Raw genomic sequence first — 21,776 nt, 5'->3', positions numbered from 1 at the left:
CCTCTTACCCGCGTACGGTGCGGACAACGGCGGAGCGGCGACCCGCCGCGCCGCCGCGGGAACCGTCTGGTCCGGCGATAAGAAAGTGAGTTGAAACGTGACTGAGAGCACAGACGTAGTCGTCGTCGGGGCCGGGGTCATCGGATCCTCCATCGCTTTCGAACTGGCGTGGAGCGGCCTGCGGGTGGTCGTCGTCGACAAGTTCGGCGGCGCAGGCAACGGCTCCACCAGCGCCTCGAGCGCCGTGGTCCGCTTCACCTATCCCACGATCGCGGGCGTCAATGCTGCGTGGGAGTCCCTTCACTGCTGGGAAGCATGGCGCGACCATCTCCAAGCACCCGCCGGCGAACCCCTCGCAGCGTTCAACCGCTGCGGCGTCACCATGCTGGACGTGGACTTCGCACCCTGCAGCCTGTTCACGCGACACTTCGACAAGGTCGGTGTTGCGTACGAGAAATGGGATGCACAGGAGCTGTCCGAGCGGTTGCCCGCTTTGGACACCGGCCGGTACTTCCCGCCCCGCCCCGTGGATGACGACGAGTTCTTCGCCGACGCGTCCGCTCGGCTCGGTGCTCTCCACACACCCGACGGGGGCTTTATCGACGACCCGCAACTCGCCGCGCGCAACCTTGCTACGGCGGCCCAGCGGCACGGAGTCGCCTTCCGGTGGAAGACTCCCGTCACCGCGGTGATGCGGCGCGGGGGACGCGTGCGCGGGGTGCGCCTCAAGGATGGAACCGAACTGTCCGCCGGGGTGGTCGTCAACGCGGCCGGCCCATGGTCGGGACAACTGAACCGGCTCGCCGGAGTCGGCGGCGACTTCACCGTCGGTCTGCGGCCGCTGCGCCAGGAGGTGCACCACGTAGCGGCGCCCGCCGGCTACCACGACGCCGGCGGCGACGGGCACGCACCGGTGCTGGTCGATATGGACCTCGGCACGTATATACGGCCCGAGGGCAGGGAGTTCCTGCTCGTCGGCGGCACGGAACCCGAGTGCGACCCGCTGGAATGGCTCGACGATCCGGACGACGGGAGTCCCACTCCGACCGTGTCGCAGTTCAGGACGCAGGTGACGCGGGCGGCCCGCCGACTGCGCGGCCTGCGCGTTCCCAACAAGCCTCGTGGTGTGGCAGGCGTATACGACGTGACCGACGACTGGACCCCCGTATACGACCGAACCGAACTTGCCGGCTTCTACGTGGCCATAGGCACCAGCGGCAATCAGTTCAAGAACGCCCCTCTGGTAGGCCGCCTCATGACCACCCTGATCCACGGTGTCGAAGGCGGGCACGACCACGACCGGAGTGCGCTCACGCACACCTGCGAACACACCGGCCAAACCATTGACCTCGGTGCGTTCTCACGCCGACGTCGGCCGGCCCCGTCCACGGGCACAGTCCTCGGCTGACGCTGGCCGCTGAGCCGGGTTCCCCGTCGAAGAGGATGGCTCGTACCCGGCGGTCGACCACCTGTGCAAACCTGTCGCGGTCCGGGCCGCCGGGGGCCGGTCAAGCGCGCTCGCGGCCATCCGGCAGCGCATCAGCCGCCTGACGGGCGAGAAAGCACACCCAGCTGAAGGAGCCCACCTGCATGGACCCTACATCGTCTCGGCCGACCTGGTGCCGGGTAGCCGGTCAACGTTGCCGCGCATCATGGCGACTTTGCACAGCCGCAACGCCGACATCCACGAGGCGAGCTTCCGGCGCAGGCCCGCAGGCTCCGTCTTCAGCGCCGTAGTATGCACAGATCCCGAGCGCCTTGACCATCTCGTTGCGGCACTGAGCAGGCTCGTGCACGTCACGGGGGTGACGGCACGGCGAACGCCGCAGGTTCTGCGGCAACCGTAGCAACGTTGCCTAGCTGCTGCCCGTGCTCAGAACACCACGTCCGGCGCTTTCATCGATGTCGGCAAGCGGGCATGCAACTCTGCCATCTTCAGGCCGAGATGCGCGGCCAGTCGGTTATCGCCGACATCCAGTCGCAGTCCAGTGAGCTGCTCAACGCGATGCAGCCGTTTGTGATGAGCCACCACTTGACCCAGGGTGCCCGTGGTGCGGGCGACCTCGGCAGCGCGGCGGGCTTCCTCGTAGGAAGAGTGGGCCTCCGTGAGGCGTGGGCGTGGCCCGCCTACGCCTATCCAGCACAGGGCGGCCCGTCCCAGGCCGAGTTCTGCGACCAGCTTTTCGCGTAGCAACTCGACGGCCCGGTCGCCGATAGGGCCATCGGAGCCTGACCTGCGGCTACGCCGGAAACCGGTACTTCCTGCCCGTGCTCGTCCCCATGAAGCGTGAGCTGCACCGGCTGATGGCCTGGTGGGCTGTCCTGTACGCGCTGTCCATGCTCGCCCGCTACCAACCCGCAGCCTGGGGCACGCTCATCAGCGTCGACAAGAGCCAGCACGCAGTCCCGATCGAACGGCTTCTGGAACGCGCCATCAACCATCTACCCGTGCTGATCGCGGACACCATCACCGAGGTGAGCACCTGACCCGGGCAAGCCTGGACCGGCGGCGCGGGCAAGCCCAGGACCGCTCTACGCGGCCGGGTCTACGGCGCCGACCACGACCACCCGAGCCCGAGTTCGAGTCCGGACCAGCGCTACGTTGAACTGGTCGGCGGGCCGTTGAACGGCCTGCTGCTCGACCTCACCGGCTGGACACAGGACGAGGTCGACACCGGCGTCGCGCTCCACCGAGCTGGGGCAGTTCGGCGCTGGCGGCCGGACCATGTACGACCCGCGCCCCGGCGACCCGGACCGCTGGGACTGGCCGCACGCCAGGACGGTGCACCGCCACCGCCCTGCTCCGTCCGGCCCCGGCCGACTTCGCACAGGAGATGCTCGACTTCGGCTGACCCGACGACAGCGGGGCCGGACAGTATCACCCTGCCCGGCCCCGCAGCCCGTCCGTACACGGCTACGTCCACCGCATCCCCGAAGCAGGTTGTTCCTCCATCGTTCCCGGGAGAGTGTGGCGGCCCGAGCGTGCGTCATCGCTGTGCTGCGCGCTCAGACCGCCGACGTCACAGGACGTCGAAGACGGTTACGCTCCTGTCCTCGGGGTCGACGGGCCCGGTCCATGAAGGCTCTGGCAGGGGCCACTCGGCTTCCGTTTGCGAGGGGCCCGCACAACCGGCAGCCCTCCGGTGCTGTCCGTGGCACGGGGTGTACGCCTCTGGTACGGGCTGAATCCGGGGGAGGCGCCGTTGCGGCTGCGCTTCTTTCCGCCGCCGGGACCGCGCAACGGCGGGAGGGTCGTCGGTATGCGCTTAGGCCGTGAATCGAAAGTGGATCTTGAGCTGTGAATGATCACGGTTCATGGCACGGGGGGATCTCACGGACGAACAGTGGGCGGTGTTGGAGCCGTTGTTGCCGAAGGGGACGAAGGTGGGGCGGCCGCCCGTCTGGCCCCGACGGCAACTGATCGACGGCATACGGTTCCGGGTTCGGACAGGGGTTCCGTGGAGGGACGTACCTGTCGAGTACGGGCCGTGGGGCCGGATCTACGACCTGTTCCGCCGATGGCAGCGGGACGGCACCTGGCACAGGGTCCTCACCCGCCTCCAGCCCCTGGCCGACGCGAGGGGTGCCATCACGTGGGACCTGAGCGTCGATTCCACTGTGTGCCGAGCCCACCAGCATGCTGCCGGAGCCCGGAAGCAGGGTGACCTGCAGAAGGAACCGCCGGGCGGTGTCTTCACCGAGCCCTGTGATCACGGCCTGGGACGCTCGCGCGGTGGGTTCACCACCAAGCTGCACCTGGCCGTCGAGCAGGTAGGGTCAGAAGCCCATGTCGATCGTGGTGACGGCTGGGCAGCGTGGGGACTCGCCGCAGTTCGAACCGGTGCTCAAGAAGGTCCGCGTGCCCCGCATCGGGGCGGGTCGGCCGCGCGTCCGTCCCAATCGAGTGCGCGCTGACAAGGCGTACGCCTCGCGTAGGAACCGCTCCTACCTGCGCCGCCGGGGGATCCGCTGCACCATCCCCGACAAGGTCGACCAGGCTCGTAACCGCAGGAAGCTCGGCTCCCGTGGCGGTCGGCCGCCACGTTTCGACCCGGTTGACTACCGCGAGCGCCACGCGGTCGAGTGCGGCATCAACCGCCTTAAGAGGCACCGAGCCGTCGCCACGCGATTCGACAAGTTGGCGGTCCGCTACGAGGCGACCGTCCTCGTCGCGGCCATCAACGAATGGCTGTGACCAGAGCTCGTGATACACGCCAACAAAGAGTCCGCAAGCGTGGAACTGCGGTCACTCCCCGACTGTGTCGAGGAGGATCTGCGCCAGTTCGCGCGGCTGGGAGAACATCGGCCAGTGGCCGGTGTCCATCTCGATCAGCCGCCAGTGCTCGCTGACCAGTAGCTTTGTCACGTCGTCGCTCGGCTCGGGGTCACCGAGCGTGCACTTGATGTACGTCGCCGGGAGGCCACTGAGCGGCCGTTCCAGCACGGCGGGTTCGGTCAGCGTGGCGCCCGGGTGCGGCGTCGAGCCGCGAACGATCCGTGCGATCTGCTCATCGGTGAGACCGTGGCCCTCGAAGTGGGCCGCAGGCGCGACCGGCCAAAATCCCCCGTTCTCGGCGATCGATGCCCTCACCATCACCCCGCCGTCCGGCCAGGAGGAGACGAACGGTTCGCCATCGGCCGGAACACTGGAGTCGACGAAGACCACGCCTGCCAGCCGGTCGCCGACCCGCTCGGCGGCCTGACCGACTGGGATGCCCGAGTAACTGTGACCTACCAGGACGACGTCGCGCAGATCCTGACGCTCGACCTCGTCAACGATGTCCTGAACGTGGGTCTGCTGCCCGGCCGGCACACCTTGCTTCTCGGCGAGACCGGACAGCGTCAGCGGGTAGACGCCGTGGCCGGCCACTTTCAGATGCGGCACCACCTCATCCCACGCCCACGATCCGAGCCGCGCACCTGCAACCAGCACGTAGTTCGCCATGGCCGCACCATAGCGAAGCGACCCAACAGCCGCTTCCAGAAGTACTTTCGATACACTGGATACCCGCCCGCGTACGCGAGGGAAAAAGTCACCCGTCCGGACGTCGATGTCGGCGGTGCTCCAGAACGCCCCGGGCGCTGTCACCGGCCGTCGGTAGCGTGACGGCCGTGATGGTGGGCACTGAAGACACCCGGCTGGTCGTCCTGCGCGGCAACAGCGCCTCGGGGAAATCGTCCGTTGCGTCCGGCCTCCGCGAGCGGTTCGGCCGCGGCCTGGCCCTGGTCGGCCAGGACAACCTCCGCCGCATCGTGCTCCGCGAGCGGGACAGGCCCGGAGCGGCGAACATCGGCCTGATCGACCTGACGGCCCGCTACGCCCTGGACGCTGGCTATCACGTCGTCGTCGAAGGCATCCTCTACGCCGACCGCTACGGCGACATGCTCGCCCAACTGCGCGCCGACCACCGCGGCCAGACCCACGGCTACTACCTGGACGTGCCGTTCGACGAAACCCTCGCCCGGCACGCCACCAAGCCGATCGCCGATGACGTCAACGAGACGCAACTGCGCGACTGGTACCGGCCGCGCGACCTGCTGCCCGACGGGCTCGAGACCGTCATCGGCGCCGACAGCGCCCTGCACGAGACCGTCGACCGCATTCTGCTCGAGACCGGCTTGGCCCACTTGCCCGCACTGGACTGCTGACCTGGGCACCGATGGTTCCCCCAACCGGGGCATCAACTGGGCTCCCAAAGTAGGGGCGTTGTACCTGCGCGCTGCGTCCGGGCTGGCCGGAAGCAACTCCGAGTTTTCCTGCGCAAAAAGATCGCTCCAGCCCTTCGTCGCGCAGCCGCTCAGGGGGAGGCATGGACCGTACTGGCCGTGTCAAGCGCCATCAAGTGCCTGGCATCGCGTCCTGGCCTGGCTCATCATCGTGGGATGGCTGAGCAGATGGATCTGCCGCGGCTGCGGAGCCTGATCGAGGGCGTGCTTGCCACGCTGTACCAGCGCTACGGGCATCAGGATTTGCCGACGCTGTGCGAGCGCCTCTGCCTCCCACCGCCTCCTCCCAAGGACGGCACCTCAAAGCACGAGCGTTTGGCGGCCGGCCTGGGGGACTGCCCGGACAACCGCCTAGCAGCTGTTGCTGAGGCCATCATCGAGAGTGAGCCGCTTCTGACGGCCGAACGCATTGAGCCTCCGCCAACTTGAAATCACAGGTCAAAGGGCTGGCGTGACCGGCTCTCGGAGTGCTTGTGCTGGTCGTCGGCGGCAGTCTGCGGAGTAGATCGTTTGCCAGAGCTGGAGGGTTCGCTGATTCCTGCTCGCTGGGGTCAGGCGGCCTTCTAGCATCCGAGGCATGGATCCCGAATTGTTGGAACGGATCACCGCGCGGCGTGCAGAGCTGGACGAACGTGAGGAACTGCTCGCCAAGGAGTTGGCGGAGGTGCGGGCCGAGCGGGACGAGCTCGCCGTCGCGGAGCGGGTTCTTGAGCAGGTGTGCGAACAACTCGCCGACGAACGCGCCTCGGGCGCGCCGGCGCCCGGGCAGGTGGGCGGACGGACGGTGATGCTGATCCCGCACCGAACGCCGGACATGGAGGAGACTATGCTCCCGCCGGACTACCAGCGCATTCTCGCCGCCGTGCGGCAGGCGGCCGGACCGGTCATGGCCCGGCAGGTCGGCGATGCCCTGGGAATCGATGTCAGCGTGCGGTCCAAGCTGGAGCCGCTGCGCGGGAAGCTGGTCAGACTCGTCGACCGTGGCTGGCTGCGCAAACTGCCCGACGGCCGCTTCACCACCCGCTTGTGACTTGGCCTGCCGCCTGCGATCGCGCGGCGCGGGCGTAACCACGGTGCCCCCGGCGGCCGTTGGATTTGTGTGACGAAAACCAAAAAGCACGCCGAGGACACCTGCCCGTTTGTCTACCAGTGCCGCTTGCCGCTGTCTACGCGAACCGTCAACCACCTCGCCGATCTGCTGCGATGTCACCTGAAAGTAATCCGGTCCAGGTGGCGGATCCTGCCGCCTGGCAAGATCGCGGTGATCGTCCTGGCCGTGCTGCGCCACGACCAGCACCTGGCCGACATGGCCGGCGGCAACAATGTGTCCGAGTCCATCGTCCGCCGCTGGCGCGACGAGTTGATCGCCCTCCTCGCCGCGCAGGCATCGCGCCTGGACCGCAGCCTGAAGAAGGTCGCCAGGCAGGGCGGGGAGGTGGTACTGATCGACGGCACTCTCATCGCCACCCAGCGCCGCACCGGAAAAGCCGACCGGCGCAACTACTCAGGTAAACACCACCGGCACGGCCTGCACTTCCTCGCTCTGACCGACGAGCGGGGCCGGCTGATCTGGATATCCGCCGCCCGGCCCGGCCGCACTCACGACATCACCGCCGCCCGCCACGATCACATCCTGGCCCACCTGCGCGCCGCCGGCCTCGGGGCCTTGGCGGACCTGGGCTTTCGCGGCCTGGACAACGACGTACTCGATCCTGTGATCGTCACCGGCTACCATGCCAGCCGCACCCACAAGCTCACCCCCGGCCAGAAGACCGCCAACCGGGTCCTCGCCGTCGGACGGGCACCGGTCGAACACGGCTTCGCCCACCTCAAGAACTGGCGGATCCTCACCAAGCTCCGCACCGACCCCGCCCATGCGACCCGCCTCCTGCGCGCCTTGCTCGTCCTGACGGACTTCGAAGTCAATCGCTGACGGATCTGCTCAGCAGACAGTCACCACGACAACTTCGAGTATCCCGGCACCGGGCATTCCAGCCCTTTGCCAGTAACTCATTGAGCCGACCACAGACGGTCCCCTCGAACTGGAGTGCGTCAGGGCTGAATGTTCTCCAGGTCCTCGAGGAGGCTGGAGTGGGTCGGCTGCCACCCGAGGGCATCGCGGGTGTGGGCGCTGGACGCCGGCTGGTCCATGGCGAAAATCGGGCCGAACGGGCCGAAATTGTCCTGCGGAACCTCCTCGACCGGCAGGCCCAGTCGCCGGCCGATGACTGTGGCGATGTCCCGCACCGCGTCGCCCTCGTCGCCGACGGCGTGCCAGGCCGTCCCGGCCGGCGCGGACTCAAGGGCCAGGCGGAACAGGACCGCTGCGTCGAGCGCGTGCACGGCCGGCCAGCGCTGGGTGCCGTCGCCCGGATAGCCGACCACCCCGGTGCGGCGCGCCTGATCGGTCAACAGGCCGGCGAATCCCCCCTTGCCCTCGTTGTGGACCGTGCGCGGCATACGGACAGCCGTGCTGCGCACACCGCGCGGGGCGAGGTCCAGCAGCGCGTTGACCGAACGGCCCCGACCGCCCACCGGTCCGTCGGTCGGCAGCGGATCGGCCTCGGTGGAGGCGCGTCCCGGCACCCAGGGCGTGCCGGAGACCGTGACGATCGGGCGGTCGCTTCCGATGAGTTCCTGCCCCAGCACGGTGAGAGCGGCGCTCTCCTCGGCGATGGCCTGGGCGAGTGCGTCCGGACTGCTGTAGTCGCGTCCGAACGCCAGACTGATCACGCCGTCGCACTGCGCTGCGCCGGACCGCAGGGCGTCGAGGTCGGCTAGGTCTCCTCGCAGCACCTTGGCGCCGGCGCGCTCAAGGACCTGCGCGGAGCCGTCCGAGCGAGCCAGCGCGAGAACGGTGTGGCCGTTGCCGAGCAGTTCGGCGACGACGGCGGAGCCGATGGTGCCGGTACCGCCGGTGACGAAGACATGCATGAGCTCTCCCTGAAAGTGATGGGACTCTTGTCCCATCACTGACTCTACACGTGACGGGACAAGAGTCCCATCACCTATCCTGGTCTCATGGCTAGATGGCAACCAGGGGCGGCCGAGCGACTCGTCGCTGCGGCCGTCGACCTGTTCACCGAGCAGGGCTACGACGCCACCACGGTGACGCAGATCGCCGAGCGCGCCGGCGTCACCAAGAGCACCTTCTTCCGGCACTTCTCCGACAAGCGCGAGCTGCTGGTCGCCGGCCAGGAGACGCTGAGCAGGCTGCTCGCCGACGGCATCACCGAGGCCCCTGCGAGCGCCAGCCCGCTCCAGGCGGTAGCAGCCGGTCTCGAGCGCGCGTCGAGTGCCATGGGACCGGCGAACCGCGAACTCGGCCCCCGCCTCAAAGCAGCCGTGGCAGCCAGCACCGAACTACAAGAGCGCGACGCCCTCAAGAGCGTCGGCCTCGCGGCCGCCATGACAGCCGCGCTCATCGCCCGCGGCGTCCCCGACCCGACCGCGCACCTCGCGGCCGAGCTGGGAGTCCTCGCGTTCAAACGGGGATACGCCCAGTGGTCCGAAAGCGATCGTGATGGCACCGAAGGGCTCGCGCCACACGCACTGGCAGCCTTGGAAGACCTGCGTGCGGCAACTGCATCGCTGGGCTGATCGACGCCGCTCGGCTGTCGCCAGCCGGGCCCTGTCGGCGCCACGGGCACTTCGCCCGTCGACCGCCTCCGGGACGCCCTGCTCGTCCTGACAAACCTCGGAGCCGATCGCTGACAGATGACCTAGTGCGCAGACAGACACCCACGACCAGCGTGAGCACCCCGAGAGCCGGTCACGCCAGCCCTTTAACCCGCGGCTTCAAGTTGGCGGAGGCTCATTGAACTGCAGGACGTCCTGTGGCTCGGACACCACTACGTGGAGATTCCCGGTCGTACGAGGCGCGAGCTGGCCAAGGGCTTCGACCTGTCCGATCACCTCAGCTATCCGGACCGCTTCCTCGCTCTGCTCGGTCGGCTGTGGGATCTGGGCGACGACTTGCTCGGCGGGTGGGGTACCCCTACCAACAGCCTGCGCGACGAGAGCGAGCGCCACGTGATCAGGTTCCCGGATGACTGGTCGACCGAGTACCTCTTCGAGAGGCTCGGCGCGTTCGAAGCACGCATCCCCGCTTCGGATACTTCCTTGAGGGACTGGCCTCCTCTGCTGTCCTTCCCGACGAGCAGGCACAGCACCGCTTTGTCGAACTGGCCAATCACCATCTGCAGCCCTTGGGAGCGCAGCTGCGCCGGGAGGGGGAAGCGGATGGTTACCCCCTGTTCCATCTCATCCAGCCCGGGCGTGGCATCGCCCGCCGACCGCGCAATCTCATCTTCGCCACCCTGGGAAAGCCAGATATCCGCTTCACCAGCGCTCTCGACAACGACATCGAGGTTGCAGAACGCGCCGACCAGGTCCTGGTCTATGACCGCCCCGTCGGCAAGGACGGGCTCCTCTGGGGTGACCTGTTGTCAAAACTCCTAAACCATCCGCCCGACAGTCACTCCTGAGCAGCAAAGGATACCGGCCACACCGCTGCATAGCGGATGGTTCTGCCCTGTACCCATGGCCCGCTCAACCGGATCTGGTCTTCAGCTCAGTCGCCAAGCCTCCGCCATGGGCACAGCCGGCCCGCTCCATAGCCGACTCCAACGCCACGACAGCCGTGATCCCCGAGCTGCTGCGCCGCACCGATCCCGGCATCCGTGAGCAGCTGGAGTCGCTGCCCGTCTCCGCAGTGATGAGAGGACAGCGAGGTGTCAGTGGAAACACCAGGCAGCCGAATAGCCGACCTGTGGCCGACTCACGGTCGGAGGGAACTTCAGCCAGAGCTTCGATGTGTGGCCACACGCCGTGTACTCCTTGCCAGTCACGACGTCGCCGCACATCCTCGTCCCTTGGAGGATGCGGTTGATAAGAGGCGCATCGGTCGATGGCTTTTCACGCATGGGAACTGTCGCGTCCGCATATCCGCACAGGGTCTCGAAGACCGAGGCCGGTGCGCTCGTACCCCGGTTGTCCCCCGGCACCGCGGCCTGCTGTGCACTGTCCATGCGCGAGCTAGCCACGGCCGGGGCGATGAAGACGCTGGACAGCGCCGCCGATAACGCACAGGTGGCGGCTACTTGACGCAGTCGTGTCACGTTGCACTCCAATGATCGAAGGCGAATGAGGGTGCAGTGCAGGTTCAGGGAGCTCCCTGGCGCTCTTCGCGACTGTAGCCAGGTTGTCCTGTCGGCAAAAGAAAGTCTTTTACACCGCGTGCACACCTCTTTGACATTGCGTCTCCGTATCTCCAGGGCCAGCTAACCTGCGCGTGTCACTTGCCACGGTGCCCGCATCTTGAGCGGGAACGCGAAAGTGCCTTCTGAGCTGGGACGATGAGGCCACGCGGCACCGGGTACACCCCTGGAAGAATCGCGGTGGATCTGGCGGTGATGCTCGCCGACGGCGGCGAGGCCATCACGGACCTGGCTCTACCGCGCGATCAGGCCGAGGTGTTCGGTCCGGTGGCCTCCACTGCGACCGCCTGGCGGCTGCTGGCCGGCATCGATCCTGCCGCCCTTGCGGCACTGCGGGCGGCCCGCGCCGCCGCCCGCGAAGTCGCCTGGATGCAGGCCGCCGACACCGGTCATGGGACACCCGCGGCCCCCGCGGGCGGACGCGACCTTGCGGGCCTGGTCCTGGACATCGACGCCCCACTCGTCACCTGCCACTCCGAGAAGGAGCAGGCGGCGGCCACCTATAAACGCGGCTTCGGCTACCATCCGCTGCTGTGCTTCCTGGACAACACCGGAGAAGCCCTGGCCGGAGTGGTGCGGCCGGGCAACGCCGGGGCCAACACCGCCGCCGATCACGTCGCCGTTCTCGAGCAGGCCCTGGCCCAGATCCCCGACGCCCACCGCCACGGCACCGCCATCCTCATCCGCACCGACAGCGCCGAAGGCGCGAAGGCATTCCTGACCCACCTGCGCCGCTTGCGCTCGCGCGGCATCCACACGTTCTTCTCGGTCGGTTGTCCCGTCACTGAACCGGTCCGCCGCGCGATCCGCGCCCTGCCCGAGCGCGTCTGGCATCCCGCGCTGGAGCAGGACGGCTCCCCGCGCACCGGCGCGGAGGTCGCCGAGCTGACCGGCCTTGTGGAACTGGACGGCTACCCCGCGGGCACGCGGATCATCGTGCGGCGTGAGTACCCGCATCCCGGCGCCCAACTCTCCTTGTTCGACCTCGACGAGGGCATACGCCACCAGGTCTTTCTCACGGACACCCCGTATGGCGAAGGCTCATTGCAGCACCTGGAAGTCCGCCACCGGGCGCACGCCCGCGTCGAGGACCGCATCCGCTGCGGCAAGACCACAGGTTTCGGTCGCTTCCCCTCGCGGCACTTCGCCATCAATGCCGCCTGGCTGGAGTTGTCCCTGACCGCCCTCGACCTGCTCGCCTGGATGCGCACTCTGTTGCTGGAAGGCGAACTGGCCGCCGCGGAGCCGAAGAAGCTCCGCTACCGGCTGCTGCACGCAGCTGCCCGCATCACCCGCGGCGGTCGCCGCCTGCACCTGCGGATCTCCGCGACCTGGCCTTGGCGAAACGAGCTGACCAGCGCATTCACCCGCCTCACGGTCCTGCCATGGCCGGCCACCTGAACCGCGGCACTGTCCCTGCCCACCCACGACCCGAGGAACTCTGGAGAACCCGACCAGCGCGTCGGGCCCCGGCCATGCCCGCCCGGCCACGAGCAACCGAAACCACCGCTTCACCGCGATCCGACCAGCTCAGCCACCCGCAGCGAAACAGGGAGGCTACTGATCTTGAATTCGTGACGTAGGTCAGCCGTCCATGACCAGGCGGGTGCCGGCGAGGCAGCCGTCGACCACATCGGGGCGGTACTGGATCTGGTTGAGCCTGCGCTTGACGGCCCTGGTGATCTGGCTCAGGTCGGCTGCCGCGAGGTCGCCTATCTCGCGCTTGACCAGCGACCAGACGCCCTCCTGCGGGTTGAGGTCCGGCGCGTAGGGCGGCAGTTGGAAGACGGTGAGCCAGTCGGCGTTCGCCGCGATGAACTCCCGCAGTGGGGTCGTCAAGTGGATGCGGACATTGTCCCAGACCAGCACGATCGGTCGTCGTGGTGGTTCCCACGGCCTCCTTCGCGCCAGACTCGCTCCAGGCCCGGCAGTCGTTGCGGTTGCCGGGCAACGGCTGGCCGATCACGACCATCAGGCGAGTGTCGGCGTCGATGACGACCTGGTGATTGGTCGAATACCGATAGTTCTTCGACTGCTCGGCGACGCTGTGATCGCGGGTGGGAACCAAGGTGCCGTCGACGATGAGCACAGTGTCCTTACGGAACCGTTTGCGAGGCTTCAGTGCCAGCAGCGGGCCGAGGTGATCGATGATGCGGTCCGCCGCTGACTTCGACGCCCTGAACAATGGAGCCAGTTGGCGAATGGTCAAGTTGGTGCGCCAGTACGCCGTCACCAACAGCACCCGGCCCTCCAACGACAGGCCCCAGGGCCGCCCCCGCCGCGGCGAGTCGGCGCCGTCGCGCCGCAGCACGCTCACCAGCTTGCCGAAGGCGCGAGGGCTCAGCCCGGTGAACGGGGCTATCCAGGAGGGCTCCGACGCCGTGATAACACCAGCCACCTCAAGATCATCCCACGGCGACCCGCCAGTTCAGTGCGTCGGTGACAGTCGGGGGCTCGTGGGGTAGGAGCACCCGGACGGTCCGCAGACGCAGACGAGGGCGGGGTTGATGGAAAACGTAGGGCGGTGTCTGGACGGGGGCGGGGATGCCGACGACCCGTGGTCGGGGGTGGATGCCGCCCGGCTGGCACGTGCCGCGAAGGAACAGGCTGAGCGAACGGTACCGGGCATCCAGGACATGAGGTCCTACCTGGCCTCCCAGGTTGGTGATGTCTCACATCGGGAGGTTCTGGGCCCCCTGCTCGACGGGCACGGGGCCAGCGGTGTCGTCGTGCGGCGCGGCGTGGTACTCGCCTCCTGGGGTGACCCAGAGCGGACGGAGATGGCCTTCAGCGCCACCAAGAGCGTGCTGTCCCTGGTGGCCGGGCTGGCCTTCGACGACGGACTGCTCCGGCTGGACGAACCCGTGTGCCGTTCGGTCGACCTGCCGCAGTTCGGCGGCGCACACGCGCGGAAGATCACCTGGCGGCATCTGCTGGACCAGTCCAGCCAGTGGGAGGGCGAGCTGTGGTCCAAACCGACCTGGGCCGACGCCCAGAGCACTCGTGAGGGAACGGAGTCAGCCGGCGGACCGCCCGGAGCGGGCTGGGCCTACAACGATGTCCGAGTGAACCTGACGGCCCTCGCGCTCACCGTCCTGCTCCGTCGGCCCCTTCCGGAGGCGCTGCGCGAGCGGATCATGGAGCCGATCGGGGCCTCGTCCGGGTGGTCCTGGCACGGTTACGCCGACTCCGCGGTCGAGATCGACGGCCGCCGCATCGCCGTAGTGTCCGGCGGCGCACACTGGGGCGGCGGACTGTGGATCAATGCTCTCGACCTGGCCCGGATCGGGCAACTCTGCCTGCGGAACGGGCAATGGGGCGGGCGCCGGCTGCTGTCCGCCGCGTGGATCGAGGAGATGTGGCGGCCCTGCCCGGTCAAGCCCAACTACGGGCTCTCCTGGTGGCTGAACGACCACCGCACGGTATGGTCCAAGGCCCCGTCCACCGGGCGCTGCGCCCGCGGAAATGGCGGCGGCCACCTGCTATGGGTCGACCCGGCACGGGACCTGGTGGTGAGCTCGCGTTGGGGAGCGGGTGTTGCGTCGCTTCTCGCTGAAGTGTCCGCTGCGATTGAGCTAATGCCGCCAGCCTGAACACGTCCCTGGCAGCTCCGCCATGCATCTCACTCCCTTCGGAGATCATTTACGGGACATCCCTGAGGACGGGGTGTCGGTAAGAACGCTGTCACCAGCCGCAAACGGCGGGCGTCACGTGCGGCGACGTGCAGCGGGGTCGCGTTCCGTGACGTGTCGGGCGAGTGCGTCGACTCCGGGGCGGGCGTACCGCTCCAGAGAGCGGACGGATGCGTGGCGGGAGCGGGCCGGCAGCATCGGCGTGGACGTACCGCCCTCGGCGTCGTGCGTCAGGGCACTGTGGCGTAGCCGGTGGAGTGTAAAGCCGTCCAGGTCCTCGATGTCCTCGGGCGAGGCAAGGGGGTTGGCCAGCAGCCGGGTGTTCTCCTCGAAGATCTCCTCAGACCGCGGGTAGGAGAGCCGAGCCGACCGGTCTCGGGGCACATATCGAGCGTCGCTGTCCCGGCCGGAGCCTTGCGGCCTCTGAGAACAACGGGCCGCGGGTGCGGCGGGCGATGAGGCGGGGCAGCAACTGGGCGGTGCTGGACTGCCAGTGAATCCACTCCGTCGCCCCGCCCCTCGCGGTGATCTTCCCACGCTTGTCTTGCGGGTACAGGTCTTCCACGTTCAGACACAGCACCTCGTCGGCCCGTGCGGCGGACTCGTAGAGCATCCTCCGGAACGTCTTCTCCCGCAGGGCTGCGTCCAGGCGCCACAGGGCGGCGATCTGGTTCTCGGCGAGGGCCTTGGTGCGGTCGGGCGGCGCCGGCCGCCGCTCGATGCCGATCGTCGGATCGTGCTCGATCCAGCCCTGACGCTGCCACCAGCCGATCGCCTTGCGTGCGATGGACAGTTCGCGGTTGACGGTGTCGGCGTCCATCTCCGTCTGCCCGCGCTGCCGCCAGTTCGGCCAGGATCTCCGGCAGTGCCGGGTCGTCGATGGCGGCGACGGGGAAGATGGGCGGCTCCGCGCCCCGGCGGGCGGGTCCGGTCGGCGCCGGTTCGCCGGTGAGCATCCCCCCCCGCGTCGTGAGCGAGATCCGGTAGATCCGCGCGGAGGACTTCGCGGTGCCCGCGCCGGTGAGGTACCGCTCGACCGCCGCGGTGCATGACGCGGGTGGGGCGGGCAGGGGCACCACCCGGGCATGCGGCACGCGCAGCGCGCCCCCGCTCCCGGGTTCGGTCACCGGTTCGATCGCCATGCCCGCCCCGCCCTTCCGGTCCTGCCGCGGTAAATGCGTACACCTCGTCCCGGCGGCCGGAGTGGCCCGCCGCAGGTCGCGATGATCACCGCAGGGGCTCTGCCCCAGTAAATCCGGCATTTACCGCGACGGCGGCCCAGGCCACGAATCAGGGCGGTGGCACCGGTGCGCGGCTCTGCTGCTACGGGGACGCCGGTTGCGTGTCGGAGCGGTTTCCGGTGCGCCACGGTGACGTGCATCTGTCGGCCGGGTCGTCGTTCGCGTCGGCCCGCGCCTGCCCGGCGTCCGGCTCAGACCGGGAGCGGCAGACCGGCGGCGTGGAAGAGCCGGTCACGGGAGGCCGCGGCCTCGTCGAAGACGGCGTCGCCTCCCTTCAGCACACCGTTCTCCTTGAGGACGTCACCGGCCACCACGACCAGGTCGACATTGCCGGCGTGGCCGCCCGCGACGATCGTGGCCGCGGCGTCCGTGGCGGGCAGCATGTTGGCGTGATCGAGGCGGATCATGATCAGGTCGGCCTCCTTGCCCGGGGTCAGGCTGCCGGTGCGGTCGTCGATCCCCGCGGCCCGTGCGCCCTCGATGGTCGCGAAGGACAGCAGGTCGGCGGCGTCGAACGTGGGCAGGCCGGGAACACGGTCCATGGGCCCGGCCGCACCGGCGAGGATCAGCTGCTGGTAGGCGAGGGTCGCCCGCATGACGCCGAACATGTCACCGCTTACGATCGTCTCGGTGTCCACGCTGAGGCTCGGGCGGACACCGGCGGCCAGCAGCCGGTTGGTGGCCGGCTGGCCCAGGCCCGGCATGAAGACCTCGAGGGCGCCGGCCACGGACGCGGTGGCGCCGCGTGCGGCCAGCATTCTCAGCTCCTCGTCGGTCGACGTGCACAGATGGATGAACGTCATGTCGGAGGCGAGCAGCCCGGCCTCCTCCAGTTGCCGTACGGCCTGCTGCTCCGCCCCCCACTCGCCGAGGCCCACGTGCATGCTGATGCGCAGGCCCAGTTCACGGGCGAGCCGGATGTCACGCTCGGACACATCGGGGGTGGACAGCTCCGGTCCGCGGAGCATCGCGTTGAGGGTCACCCGCGCCGAGTCGTCGGAGAGCACCTCGTCGCGGATGCGCCGAATGTCGTCGGGGTGGGTGCGGTCGCTGCCGAACTGCCACTGTTCGGCCTCCGTCGACGGCCAGCCGTGGTCGAAGACGGCGCGGATGCCCGACTCCCAGTGCGCGGCGATCGCCGCGTCCGAGTGCTCGGGGCTGTTGCTGATGTGCGACTCGTCCCGCACGGTCGTCACCCCGGAGTCGAGGGACATCAGGTCCGCCGCCAGGTTGCCGATGTGTACGTCCCGCGGGTCGAAGTACTGTCCGAGGCCGATTTGCACCTGGCTGCGGTACTCCTGGTAGGTCCAGGCGGGGCCGAGGTTGCGCAGCGCTCCCTGCCAGTTGTGGCGGTGGGTATCAATGAAACCGGGCAACACGGCGTTCCCTGTGCCGTCGATGACCCTGGCCCGGTCATCGGACAGGTCCCGGCCGATCTCGAGGATCCTGCCGTCGGCGACGAGGATGTCGCCCACGAAGTTGCCGAGCTTGTCGTCCTGCGTCATCAGGTACGCGCCCTTGATCAGGATGCGTTCGTTGTTCTGCGGCTGGTTCTGGGACACCTGTGGTTCCTTTCGTGCCATGGGCGGCACTGTGTTGCTTCTCCATCGAGAGAGGGATGGTGGGTCGGGTCCGCGTCCGGTCCGGCGCGGACGTGGATTACTTCGCGGTGGTGTCACGAGGGCGCCGGGAGGCAATCCAGACGGCGCCAAACGTGAGCAACGCACCGAGGACGGTGAGGACGGAGGGGGACCGACCGCCCGAAGGGACCAGGAAGTCCAGGGCGATCGAACTGGCGAGCTGCCCCGCGATAGAGGCCATGCTCAGCAGCAGGACACCGATCCGGCGCACCAGGAACGCCGAGGCGCCGATGAACACCACGCCGCACAGACCACCGAGGTAGACCCACAAGCTGGTGGGCAGCGGGTTCCCCGCGGTCCCCTGCACGAGTGTTTTCACCCCCCAGGCTGCGGCGAGGAACACCGCACCGACAAGGAAGTTGAGCCAGGTCGCTGCGAGCGGCGAGCCCGACGCGGCCGTCGTCGCTCCGTTGAGGGCCTGCTGCACACCGAGGAGGAAGCCGGCGGCGATGGCGGCGAGGGCCGGCAGGATGATCGTGGCCGGCGCGAGGGTGTCGGCGAAACGGGGCAGGGCGGACATGATCGCGGCCACCAGGATGACGGCCGCTCCCGTGAGCCGGGCAGCGCCCGGGCGCTGCCGCAGGCCGCCGCCGATACCCCGGCTGTCCACGATCAGACCGCCGAAGGTCTGACCGGCGATGGCCGACACTGTGAACACGGCGATTCCAGTGACCAGCGCGGCGGTGGACTGGGCCAGGGCGAACGTGCCGCCGAGCACACCGGCCAGCAGGTACCGGCGGGGGAGCCGACCATCCCGTGAAGCGCCGGCCAGGCGGCGCAGCGCGCCGCGCAGCCCGGGGGAGAAGAGCGCGAGGAGGGACAGCAGGACCAGTCCGCCCGAGAAACTGATCGCCGCCGCGGCGATGCCGTCGTCGAGGCGATGACTCAGCTCGCCGTTCAGACGGGCCTGTACCGGCACCACCATGCCGGCCGCGATGGCTGCCGCGACGGCCGGCGAGCCGCCGCGAGGCACGGATGGGCGGGACTGTCCCGCCGACTGGGGACCGGGCCCAGCAGGACGGCGATGACCTGACCCGGTTGGAGCGGTGGGAGTACTCATGTCGGAGTTCCTTCAATAAGGGTTGCGGCCGCGCAGGTCCCGGTCGGCCCGGCCGCCGATGGCCGGTCGGGCCCCGCCTGCGGCGGGGCCCGGGGCGCGGGCCGCTCTCAGAAGTCCGTACGCGCGATGTCGTCGAGGACCGACGGTCCCGTGGGGGCCCAGCCCAGGACACGCCGGGCCGTGTCGCCCGAAGCCTGCTGGTCAAGGAGAAGGGCCTCGCCGAGCAGGCCGAGCCGGTCGAGCGTCTGCACGACGGGTTCGGGCTCGACGCGTCCGGCCAGGCCGACAGAGCGGCTCACCGCTTCGGTGATCTCCCGTACGGTCGGGTTCGTACCGCCGGCGCCGATGAAGTACGAACCGGCCGGGGCCTTCTCCAGCGCGAGCACGTAAAGCTCGGCCAGGTCGTCCACGTGCACGGTGCTCCAGTGCTGGTCACCGGGACCGATCATGGTGAGCGCCGGGGTGTTTCCGGTGGTTCGAGGACCGGCGGCGACGAGGTTCAGCAGACCGCCGCCGTGGCCGTACACCACTGCCGGTGCGATGACCGAGGTCCGGACGCTCCGCGCGTCGCGCACGAGCTTGTCGAGCGGCACCCGCCAGGCGGTCAGTCGCGGGGCGTTCATGCCGGACGACTCGGTGATCGCCGAACCGCTGCCGTGCAGCCAGACGCCGGTGGTGTGCACGAACGGCCGGTCCGTGTTCCGCAGCGCGTGCAGGAAGCTGGTGACGGCGACCTCGTCGACGGTCGCGCTGGTCTCGTCGCCCGGCGACGCCAGGTGGATCACGCCGTCGCTCGCAGTCGCGAGTTCCTCCAGGGCGTGGCCGTCTGCCAGGTCGGCAACCGCAGGCTCGGCGCCCTTGGCCCGCACCAGCTCGGCCTTCTCGGCTGAGCGGACCAGGGCAGTGACCTGGTGGCCGCCGGAGATGAGCCGATCGAGCACCGCGGCTCCGATGTAGCCGGTGCCGCCGGTGAGCAGTACGCGCATGGTCATCCTCTTTCGCTGACGTTTCCTGGTCCGGGCGTTGGCCCGCACGACAACAGTCGCCCTGCCCGGCTATCGTGTCCAACGAATGTTTTCGAATACTCGATCGGACATACCGATGAATGGGGTGAGTGTGGACCAGAAGCGGCTGGAGTACTTCATCACCGTCGCCGAGGAGCTGAACTTCACGCGGGCGGCCCAGCGGCTGCACGTCACTCAGTCCACGCTCTCGGCCGGCATCAAGGCCCTGGAGCACGAACTCCGGACCGAACTGCTCCTCCGCTCCACGCGGTCGGTCAGACTGACGGAGGCCGGCTCGGCGTTCCTCCCCGAGGCACGGACCGCGATCGAGGTACTCGACCGGGCCCGGGCGGCAGTGGAGCCGCCCTCCACGGGGCTGCGCGGCAGCCTCACCGTGGGCGTCCTCAGCGGGCTGACGGTGATCGACGTACCCGCGCTGGCCGGTGAATTCCACCGCCGTCATCCCGAGGTCCGGTTGCGTACCGAGACCTCCCAGCGGGGAACCTCCGGGCTGATCGAGCGGATCAAGGAGAGCCACGTCGACGTGGCCTTCGTAGGAGCCGACATCAAGGACGAACACCTCAGCTCGAGGGCCATCAAGAGGTACGAGGTGCAGCTGCTGGTCCCCGCCGATCACCCACTGGCCCGCCGGAAGAGTGCGCGGCTCAGAGACATCGCCGGGGAATCCTTCGTCGACATGCCCGCCGGTTTCGGGCAACGCCAGATCGCGGACGACGCGTTCACGAAGGAGGAGCTGTCCCGGCGGGTCCTCATCGAGGTCTCGGACATCACCACGATCGCGGACTACGTGGCGCACGGCCTGGGCGTGGCGCTGTTGCCCCCGGACTTCGCCGCGGCGGCCGGGGACGCCGTTCGTACCGTCCCCCTCGCGGACGCCCGACTGGCCTGGACGCTCAGCGTGGTCGCCTCCGCGACGCGTCCGCCGACGCGGGCGCTGCATGCCTTCCTCGACCTGATCCCACACCACATCCGGCGCGACCGCGTGTTCTGAACGGACGTCCCCGGCCGTGTCCGGATCACTTCCCGAAATCCACCGGGCTCGCGTGGGCGGGGCGTGCTCATGACCGGTGACCCGGTTGAAGGCGTTCATGGAGATCGCGATCCAGATCACCGCGCCACGAGCCCGGGGCAGCCACGCGTCGGGGTCTCGCCACGCGAGACGCCTGTACGCCCCCCGCTCGCAGTGCTGCGCAGGTTCATGTGCTCTCCACGGTGGATCGCGCCGCCTGGTCGGCCGGGGCCCGAGAGCCTGGTATGGAGGCCCCGGCGAGGTTGAGGCGGGTGCCCATATCGAGGTTCACCTCGCCGTAGGGTCGGACGTGGGACCAGAAGAGCGGAGTGAGGCCGCGACGGGCGTCGGGGGTGAGCAGGGCGGCCCACTCCGGTACACCGAGCACATCCTGGACTCTTGCCCCGGTCTACCCGGCTGGCCGCCGCCACGAAGAGCAACTGTGGTCGGCGTGCTGCTGGTAGGTGCCTCCAAGCACGAGCGGGCTCCCTCGACCCGGTGGGGTGCGGAGCGAGCAGGTGGTCAGGGTGGCGGGGCGGCGAGGTTAGATGTTGCGGGGCCGGACGTTGATGGCGGTCGACGGGCGCCGCGGGTTCATGCCTGTCGCGTGCTGGGGTCAACGTGGATCTGCGTGAACCCTCGGTCCAGGAGAGCTGGGCGGTTCGCGTGCCCCTCTGATCGCAGCCACTGAGTGGACACGGCGTCCAGTACGGCGGTGGCGGCGTTGGTGAGCAGGTCCGCGGTGTATGGGTCGATGTCGGCCCCTGGCCGGTTCTGGAGCGCGCTGCTGACTCGCCGACGCCATTCCGCTCTGCGTTGGTGGAGTCGTCCGACCAGTGCGGGTGTGGCTTCGATGAGGCGCAGGGTATCGAGTACCCGCTCACTGGCATGGATCTCTTCCTGCCACGCCCGCAGCACGTGATGCAGAGAGTCCCAGGGAGCTTCGTCCGCTGGTCGTGCCGCGATGTCGGCGACCACCTTCTCCCCGGTGAGGTCGACGCCGTCGAAGACGACGTCTTCCTTGGTGGGGAAGTAGCGGAAGAAGCTGCGCTTGGTCATGCCGGCTGCTTGAGCGATGTCCTCGACGGTCGTCTTGTCGAACCCCCGGCGAGCGAACAGGCCGATGGCCACTTCGGCGAGCTCTGCCCGCACCGCTCGGCGCGTCCGTTCGCGCAGTCCCTCTTCCATGCACCCAGACTACTTTGCTTCACTCAATGTCTATA

19 protein-coding genes and 6 pseudogenes are annotated in these 21,776 nt (G+C 68.7%); 13 read left to right on the top strand and 12 right to left on the bottom strand.

The genetic code is table 11. The features are described 5' to 3' along the window. Window positions 1-97: 97 nt before the first annotated feature. The gene (locus ACZ6TD_RS01220; protein WP_471349167.1) at window positions 98-1,408 is read left to right on the top strand and encodes an NAD(P)/FAD-dependent oxidoreductase; all 1,311 of its coding nucleotides are present in this window, start codon (window positions 98-100) and stop codon (window positions 1,406-1,408) included. 465 nt (window positions 1,409-1,873) lie between these two features. Here ACZ6TD_RS01220 and ACZ6TD_RS01215 read toward each other — a convergent pair whose 3' ends face one another. Next, a complete protein-coding gene (locus ACZ6TD_RS01215) occupies window positions 1,874-2,194 on the bottom strand; it encodes a hypothetical protein (protein WP_471349165.1) in 321 nt (106 codons plus the stop codon). Between the two features lie 86 nt (window positions 2,195-2,280). Between ACZ6TD_RS01215 and ACZ6TD_RS01210 the strand changes: the two genes are divergently transcribed. From ACZ6TD_RS01210 to ACZ6TD_RS01200, 3 genes and pseudogenes are all read left to right on the top strand, one after another. Then, window positions 2,281-2,487 (top strand): YaaC family protein, encoded by a 207-nt coding sequence (locus ACZ6TD_RS01210; RefSeq protein ID WP_471349162.1) that lies wholly within the window; start codon window positions 2,281-2,283, stop codon window positions 2,485-2,487. A 45-nt stretch (window positions 2,488-2,532) separates the two neighbouring features. Beyond that, window positions 2,533-2,767, top strand: a pseudogene (locus ACZ6TD_RS01205) (hypothetical protein); the annotation flags it as partial. A 548-nt stretch (window positions 2,768-3,315) separates the two neighbouring features. Continuing rightward, window positions 3,316-4,195 (top strand): annotated as a pseudogene (locus ACZ6TD_RS01200) (IS5 family transposase). A 51-nt stretch (window positions 4,196-4,246) separates the two neighbouring features. Here the strand turns inward: ACZ6TD_RS01200 and ACZ6TD_RS01195 are convergent. Continuing rightward, the gene (locus ACZ6TD_RS01195) at window positions 4,247-4,945 is read right to left on the bottom strand and encodes an alpha/beta fold hydrolase (protein ID WP_471349160.1); all 699 of its coding nucleotides are present in this window, start codon (window positions 4,943-4,945) and stop codon (window positions 4,247-4,249) included. A gap of 170 nt (window positions 4,946-5,115) precedes the next feature. On the opposite strand from ACZ6TD_RS01195, the gene ACZ6TD_RS01190 reads away from it, so the two are divergent. The 4 genes from ACZ6TD_RS01190 to ACZ6TD_RS01175 all read left to right on the top strand — a co-directional run bounded on the left by ACZ6TD_RS01190 (window position 5,116) and on the right by ACZ6TD_RS01175 (window position 7,660). Continuing rightward, complete coding sequence (locus ACZ6TD_RS01190) at window positions 5,116-5,649, top strand: P-loop NTPase family protein (RefSeq protein WP_471349158.1); 534 nt, start codon at window positions 5,116-5,118, stop codon at window positions 5,647-5,649. 234 nt (window positions 5,650-5,883) lie between these two features. Continuing rightward, the gene (locus tag ACZ6TD_RS01185; RefSeq protein WP_471349155.1) at window positions 5,884-6,156 is read left to right on the top strand and encodes a hypothetical protein; all 273 of its coding nucleotides are present in this window, start codon (window positions 5,884-5,886) and stop codon (window positions 6,154-6,156) included. Between the two features lie 148 nt (window positions 6,157-6,304). Further along, a complete protein-coding gene (locus ACZ6TD_RS01180; protein WP_471349152.1) occupies window positions 6,305-6,757 on the top strand; it encodes a hypothetical protein in 453 nt (150 codons plus the stop codon). A 69-nt stretch (window positions 6,758-6,826) separates the two neighbouring features. Further along, window positions 6,827-7,660: a transposase family protein gene (locus ACZ6TD_RS01175; protein ID WP_471349149.1), complete on the top strand. Its 834-nt coding sequence runs from the start codon at window positions 6,827-6,829 to the stop codon at window positions 7,658-7,660. Between the two features lie 119 nt (window positions 7,661-7,779). Here ACZ6TD_RS01175 and ACZ6TD_RS01170 read toward each other — a convergent pair whose 3' ends face one another. Further along, on the bottom strand, window positions 7,780-8,661 hold the full coding sequence (locus ACZ6TD_RS01170) for an SDR family oxidoreductase (RefSeq protein ID WP_471349146.1): 882 nt from the start codon (window positions 8,659-8,661) through the stop codon (window positions 7,780-7,782). Window positions 8,662-8,748: 87 nt separating this feature from the next. On the opposite strand from ACZ6TD_RS01170, the gene ACZ6TD_RS01165 reads away from it, so the two are divergent. Further along, on the top strand, window positions 8,749-9,327 hold the full coding sequence (locus ACZ6TD_RS01165) for a TetR/AcrR family transcriptional regulator (RefSeq protein WP_471349143.1): 579 nt from the start codon (window positions 8,749-8,751) through the stop codon (window positions 9,325-9,327). A 255-nt stretch (window positions 9,328-9,582) separates the two neighbouring features. Continuing rightward, a pseudogene (locus tag ACZ6TD_RS01160) lies at window positions 9,583-10,214 on the top strand (AbiJ-related protein). A 249-nt stretch (window positions 10,215-10,463) separates the two neighbouring features. Here the strand turns inward: ACZ6TD_RS01160 and ACZ6TD_RS01155 are convergent. Beyond that, the gene (locus ACZ6TD_RS01155) at window positions 10,464-10,847 is read right to left on the bottom strand and encodes a hypothetical protein (protein WP_471349139.1); all 384 of its coding nucleotides are present in this window, start codon (window positions 10,845-10,847) and stop codon (window positions 10,464-10,466) included. Between the two features lie 237 nt (window positions 10,848-11,084). Between ACZ6TD_RS01155 and ACZ6TD_RS01150 the strand changes: the two are divergent. Then, window positions 11,085-12,347, top strand: a pseudogene (locus ACZ6TD_RS01150) (IS1380 family transposase); the annotation flags it as partial. A 183-nt stretch (window positions 12,348-12,530) separates the two neighbouring features. Here the strand turns inward: ACZ6TD_RS01150 and ACZ6TD_RS01145 are convergent. Together ACZ6TD_RS01145 and ACZ6TD_RS01140 are read right to left on the bottom strand one after the other, a co-directional pair. Continuing rightward, window positions 12,531-12,821 (bottom strand): annotated as a pseudogene (locus ACZ6TD_RS01145) (transposase); the annotation flags it as partial. Beyond that, window positions 12,808-13,344, bottom strand: a pseudogene (locus ACZ6TD_RS01140) (transposase family protein); the annotation flags it as partial. The pseudogenes ACZ6TD_RS01140 and ACZ6TD_RS01145, both read right to left, overlap by 14 nt. A 238-nt stretch (window positions 13,345-13,582) precedes the next feature. Here ACZ6TD_RS01140 and ACZ6TD_RS01135 point away from each other — a divergent pair. Beyond that, window positions 13,583-14,539 (top strand): serine hydrolase domain-containing protein, encoded by a 957-nt coding sequence (locus tag ACZ6TD_RS01135; protein ID WP_471349136.1) that lies wholly within the window; start codon window positions 13,583-13,585, stop codon window positions 14,537-14,539. Window positions 14,540-14,918: 379 nt separating this feature from the next. On the opposite strand, the gene ACZ6TD_RS01130 is transcribed toward ACZ6TD_RS01135, so the two are convergent. The 4 genes from ACZ6TD_RS01130 to ACZ6TD_RS01115 form a co-directional block, all read right to left on the bottom strand. Continuing rightward, window positions 14,919-15,398 (bottom strand): hypothetical protein, encoded by a 480-nt coding sequence (locus ACZ6TD_RS01130; protein WP_471349134.1) that lies wholly within the window; start codon window positions 15,396-15,398, stop codon window positions 14,919-14,921. 612 nt (window positions 15,399-16,010) lie between these two features. Next, window positions 16,011-17,402: an amidohydrolase family protein gene (locus ACZ6TD_RS01125; protein WP_471349131.1), complete on the bottom strand. Its 1,392-nt coding sequence runs from the start codon at window positions 17,400-17,402 to the stop codon at window positions 16,011-16,013. Between the two features lie 76 nt (window positions 17,403-17,478). Then, window positions 17,479-18,384: a DMT family transporter gene (locus tag ACZ6TD_RS01120; protein ID WP_471349129.1), complete on the bottom strand. Its 906-nt coding sequence runs from the start codon at window positions 18,382-18,384 to the stop codon at window positions 17,479-17,481. Between the two features lie 242 nt (window positions 18,385-18,626). After that, entirely contained in the window at window positions 18,627-19,505 is an 879-nt protein-coding gene (locus ACZ6TD_RS01115; protein WP_471349126.1) for an NAD-dependent epimerase/dehydratase family protein, read from the bottom strand. A 124-nt stretch (window positions 19,506-19,629) separates the two neighbouring features. On the opposite strand from ACZ6TD_RS01115, the gene ACZ6TD_RS01110 reads away from it, so the two are divergent. Continuing rightward, entirely contained in the window at window positions 19,630-20,535 is a 906-nt protein-coding gene (locus ACZ6TD_RS01110; RefSeq protein ID WP_471349124.1) for a LysR family transcriptional regulator, read from the top strand. A 205-nt stretch (window positions 20,536-20,740) separates the two neighbouring features. On the opposite strand, the gene ACZ6TD_RS01105 is transcribed toward ACZ6TD_RS01110, so the two are convergent. Both ACZ6TD_RS01105 and ACZ6TD_RS01100 read right to left on the bottom strand, forming a co-directional pair. After that, window positions 20,741-20,941, bottom strand: coding sequence for a hypothetical protein (locus ACZ6TD_RS01105; RefSeq protein WP_471349123.1), 201 nt, complete (start codon window positions 20,939-20,941; stop codon window positions 20,741-20,743). Window positions 20,942-21,147: 206 nt separating this feature from the next. Then, window positions 21,148-21,741, bottom strand: a complete 594-nt coding sequence (locus ACZ6TD_RS01100; RefSeq protein ID WP_471349122.1) for a TetR family transcriptional regulator — start codon at window positions 21,739-21,741, stop codon at window positions 21,148-21,150. Window positions 21,742-21,776: the final 35 nt, after the last annotated feature.

The organism is Streptomyces yongxingensis, assembly GCF_055597465.1.
Note: the sequence above shows the minus strand (reverse complement) of the source record. Positions and strands in the feature narration are given on the sequence as shown.

Coding starts and splice junctions, on each gene's coding strand:
- ACZ6TD_RS01185 (WP_471349155.1), top strand. CDS start 5,884: ATGGCTGAGCAGATGGATCTGCCGCGGCTGCGGAGCCTGATCGAGGGC.
- ACZ6TD_RS01170 (WP_471349146.1), bottom strand. CDS start 8,661: ATGCATGTCTTCGTCACCGGCGGTACCGGCACCATCGGCTCCGCCGTC.
- ACZ6TD_RS01210 (WP_471349162.1), top strand. CDS start 2,281: ATGAAGCGTGAGCTGCACCGGCTGATGGCCTGGTGGGCTGTCCTGTAC.
- ACZ6TD_RS01195 (WP_471349160.1), bottom strand. CDS start 4,945: ATGGCGAACTACGTGCTGGTTGCAGGTGCGCGGCTCGGATCGTGGGCG.
- ACZ6TD_RS01190 (WP_471349158.1), top strand. CDS start 5,116: ATGGTGGGCACTGAAGACACCCGGCTGGTCGTCCTGCGCGGCAACAGC.
- ACZ6TD_RS01125 (WP_471349131.1), bottom strand. CDS start 17,402: ATGGCACGAAAGGAACCACAGGTGTCCCAGAACCAGCCGCAGAACAAC.
- ACZ6TD_RS01115 (WP_471349126.1), bottom strand. CDS start 19,505: ATGCGCGTACTGCTCACCGGCGGCACCGGCTACATCGGAGCCGCGGTG.
- ACZ6TD_RS01180 (WP_471349152.1), top strand. CDS start 6,305: ATGGATCCCGAATTGTTGGAACGGATCACCGCGCGGCGTGCAGAGCTG.
- ACZ6TD_RS01100 (WP_471349122.1), bottom strand. CDS start 21,741: ATGGAAGAGGGACTGCGCGAACGGACGCGCCGAGCGGTGCGGGCAGAG.
- ACZ6TD_RS01130 (WP_471349134.1), bottom strand. CDS start 15,398: ATGGACGCCGACACCGTCAACCGCGAACTGTCCATCGCACGCAAGGCG.
- ACZ6TD_RS01120 (WP_471349129.1), bottom strand. CDS start 18,384: ATGGTGGTGCCGGTACAGGCCCGTCTGAACGGCGAGCTGAGTCATCGC.
- ACZ6TD_RS01135 (WP_471349136.1), top strand. CDS start 13,583: ATGAGGTCCTACCTGGCCTCCCAGGTTGGTGATGTCTCACATCGGGAG.
- ACZ6TD_RS01165 (WP_471349143.1), top strand. CDS start 8,749: ATGGCTAGATGGCAACCAGGGGCGGCCGAGCGACTCGTCGCTGCGGCC.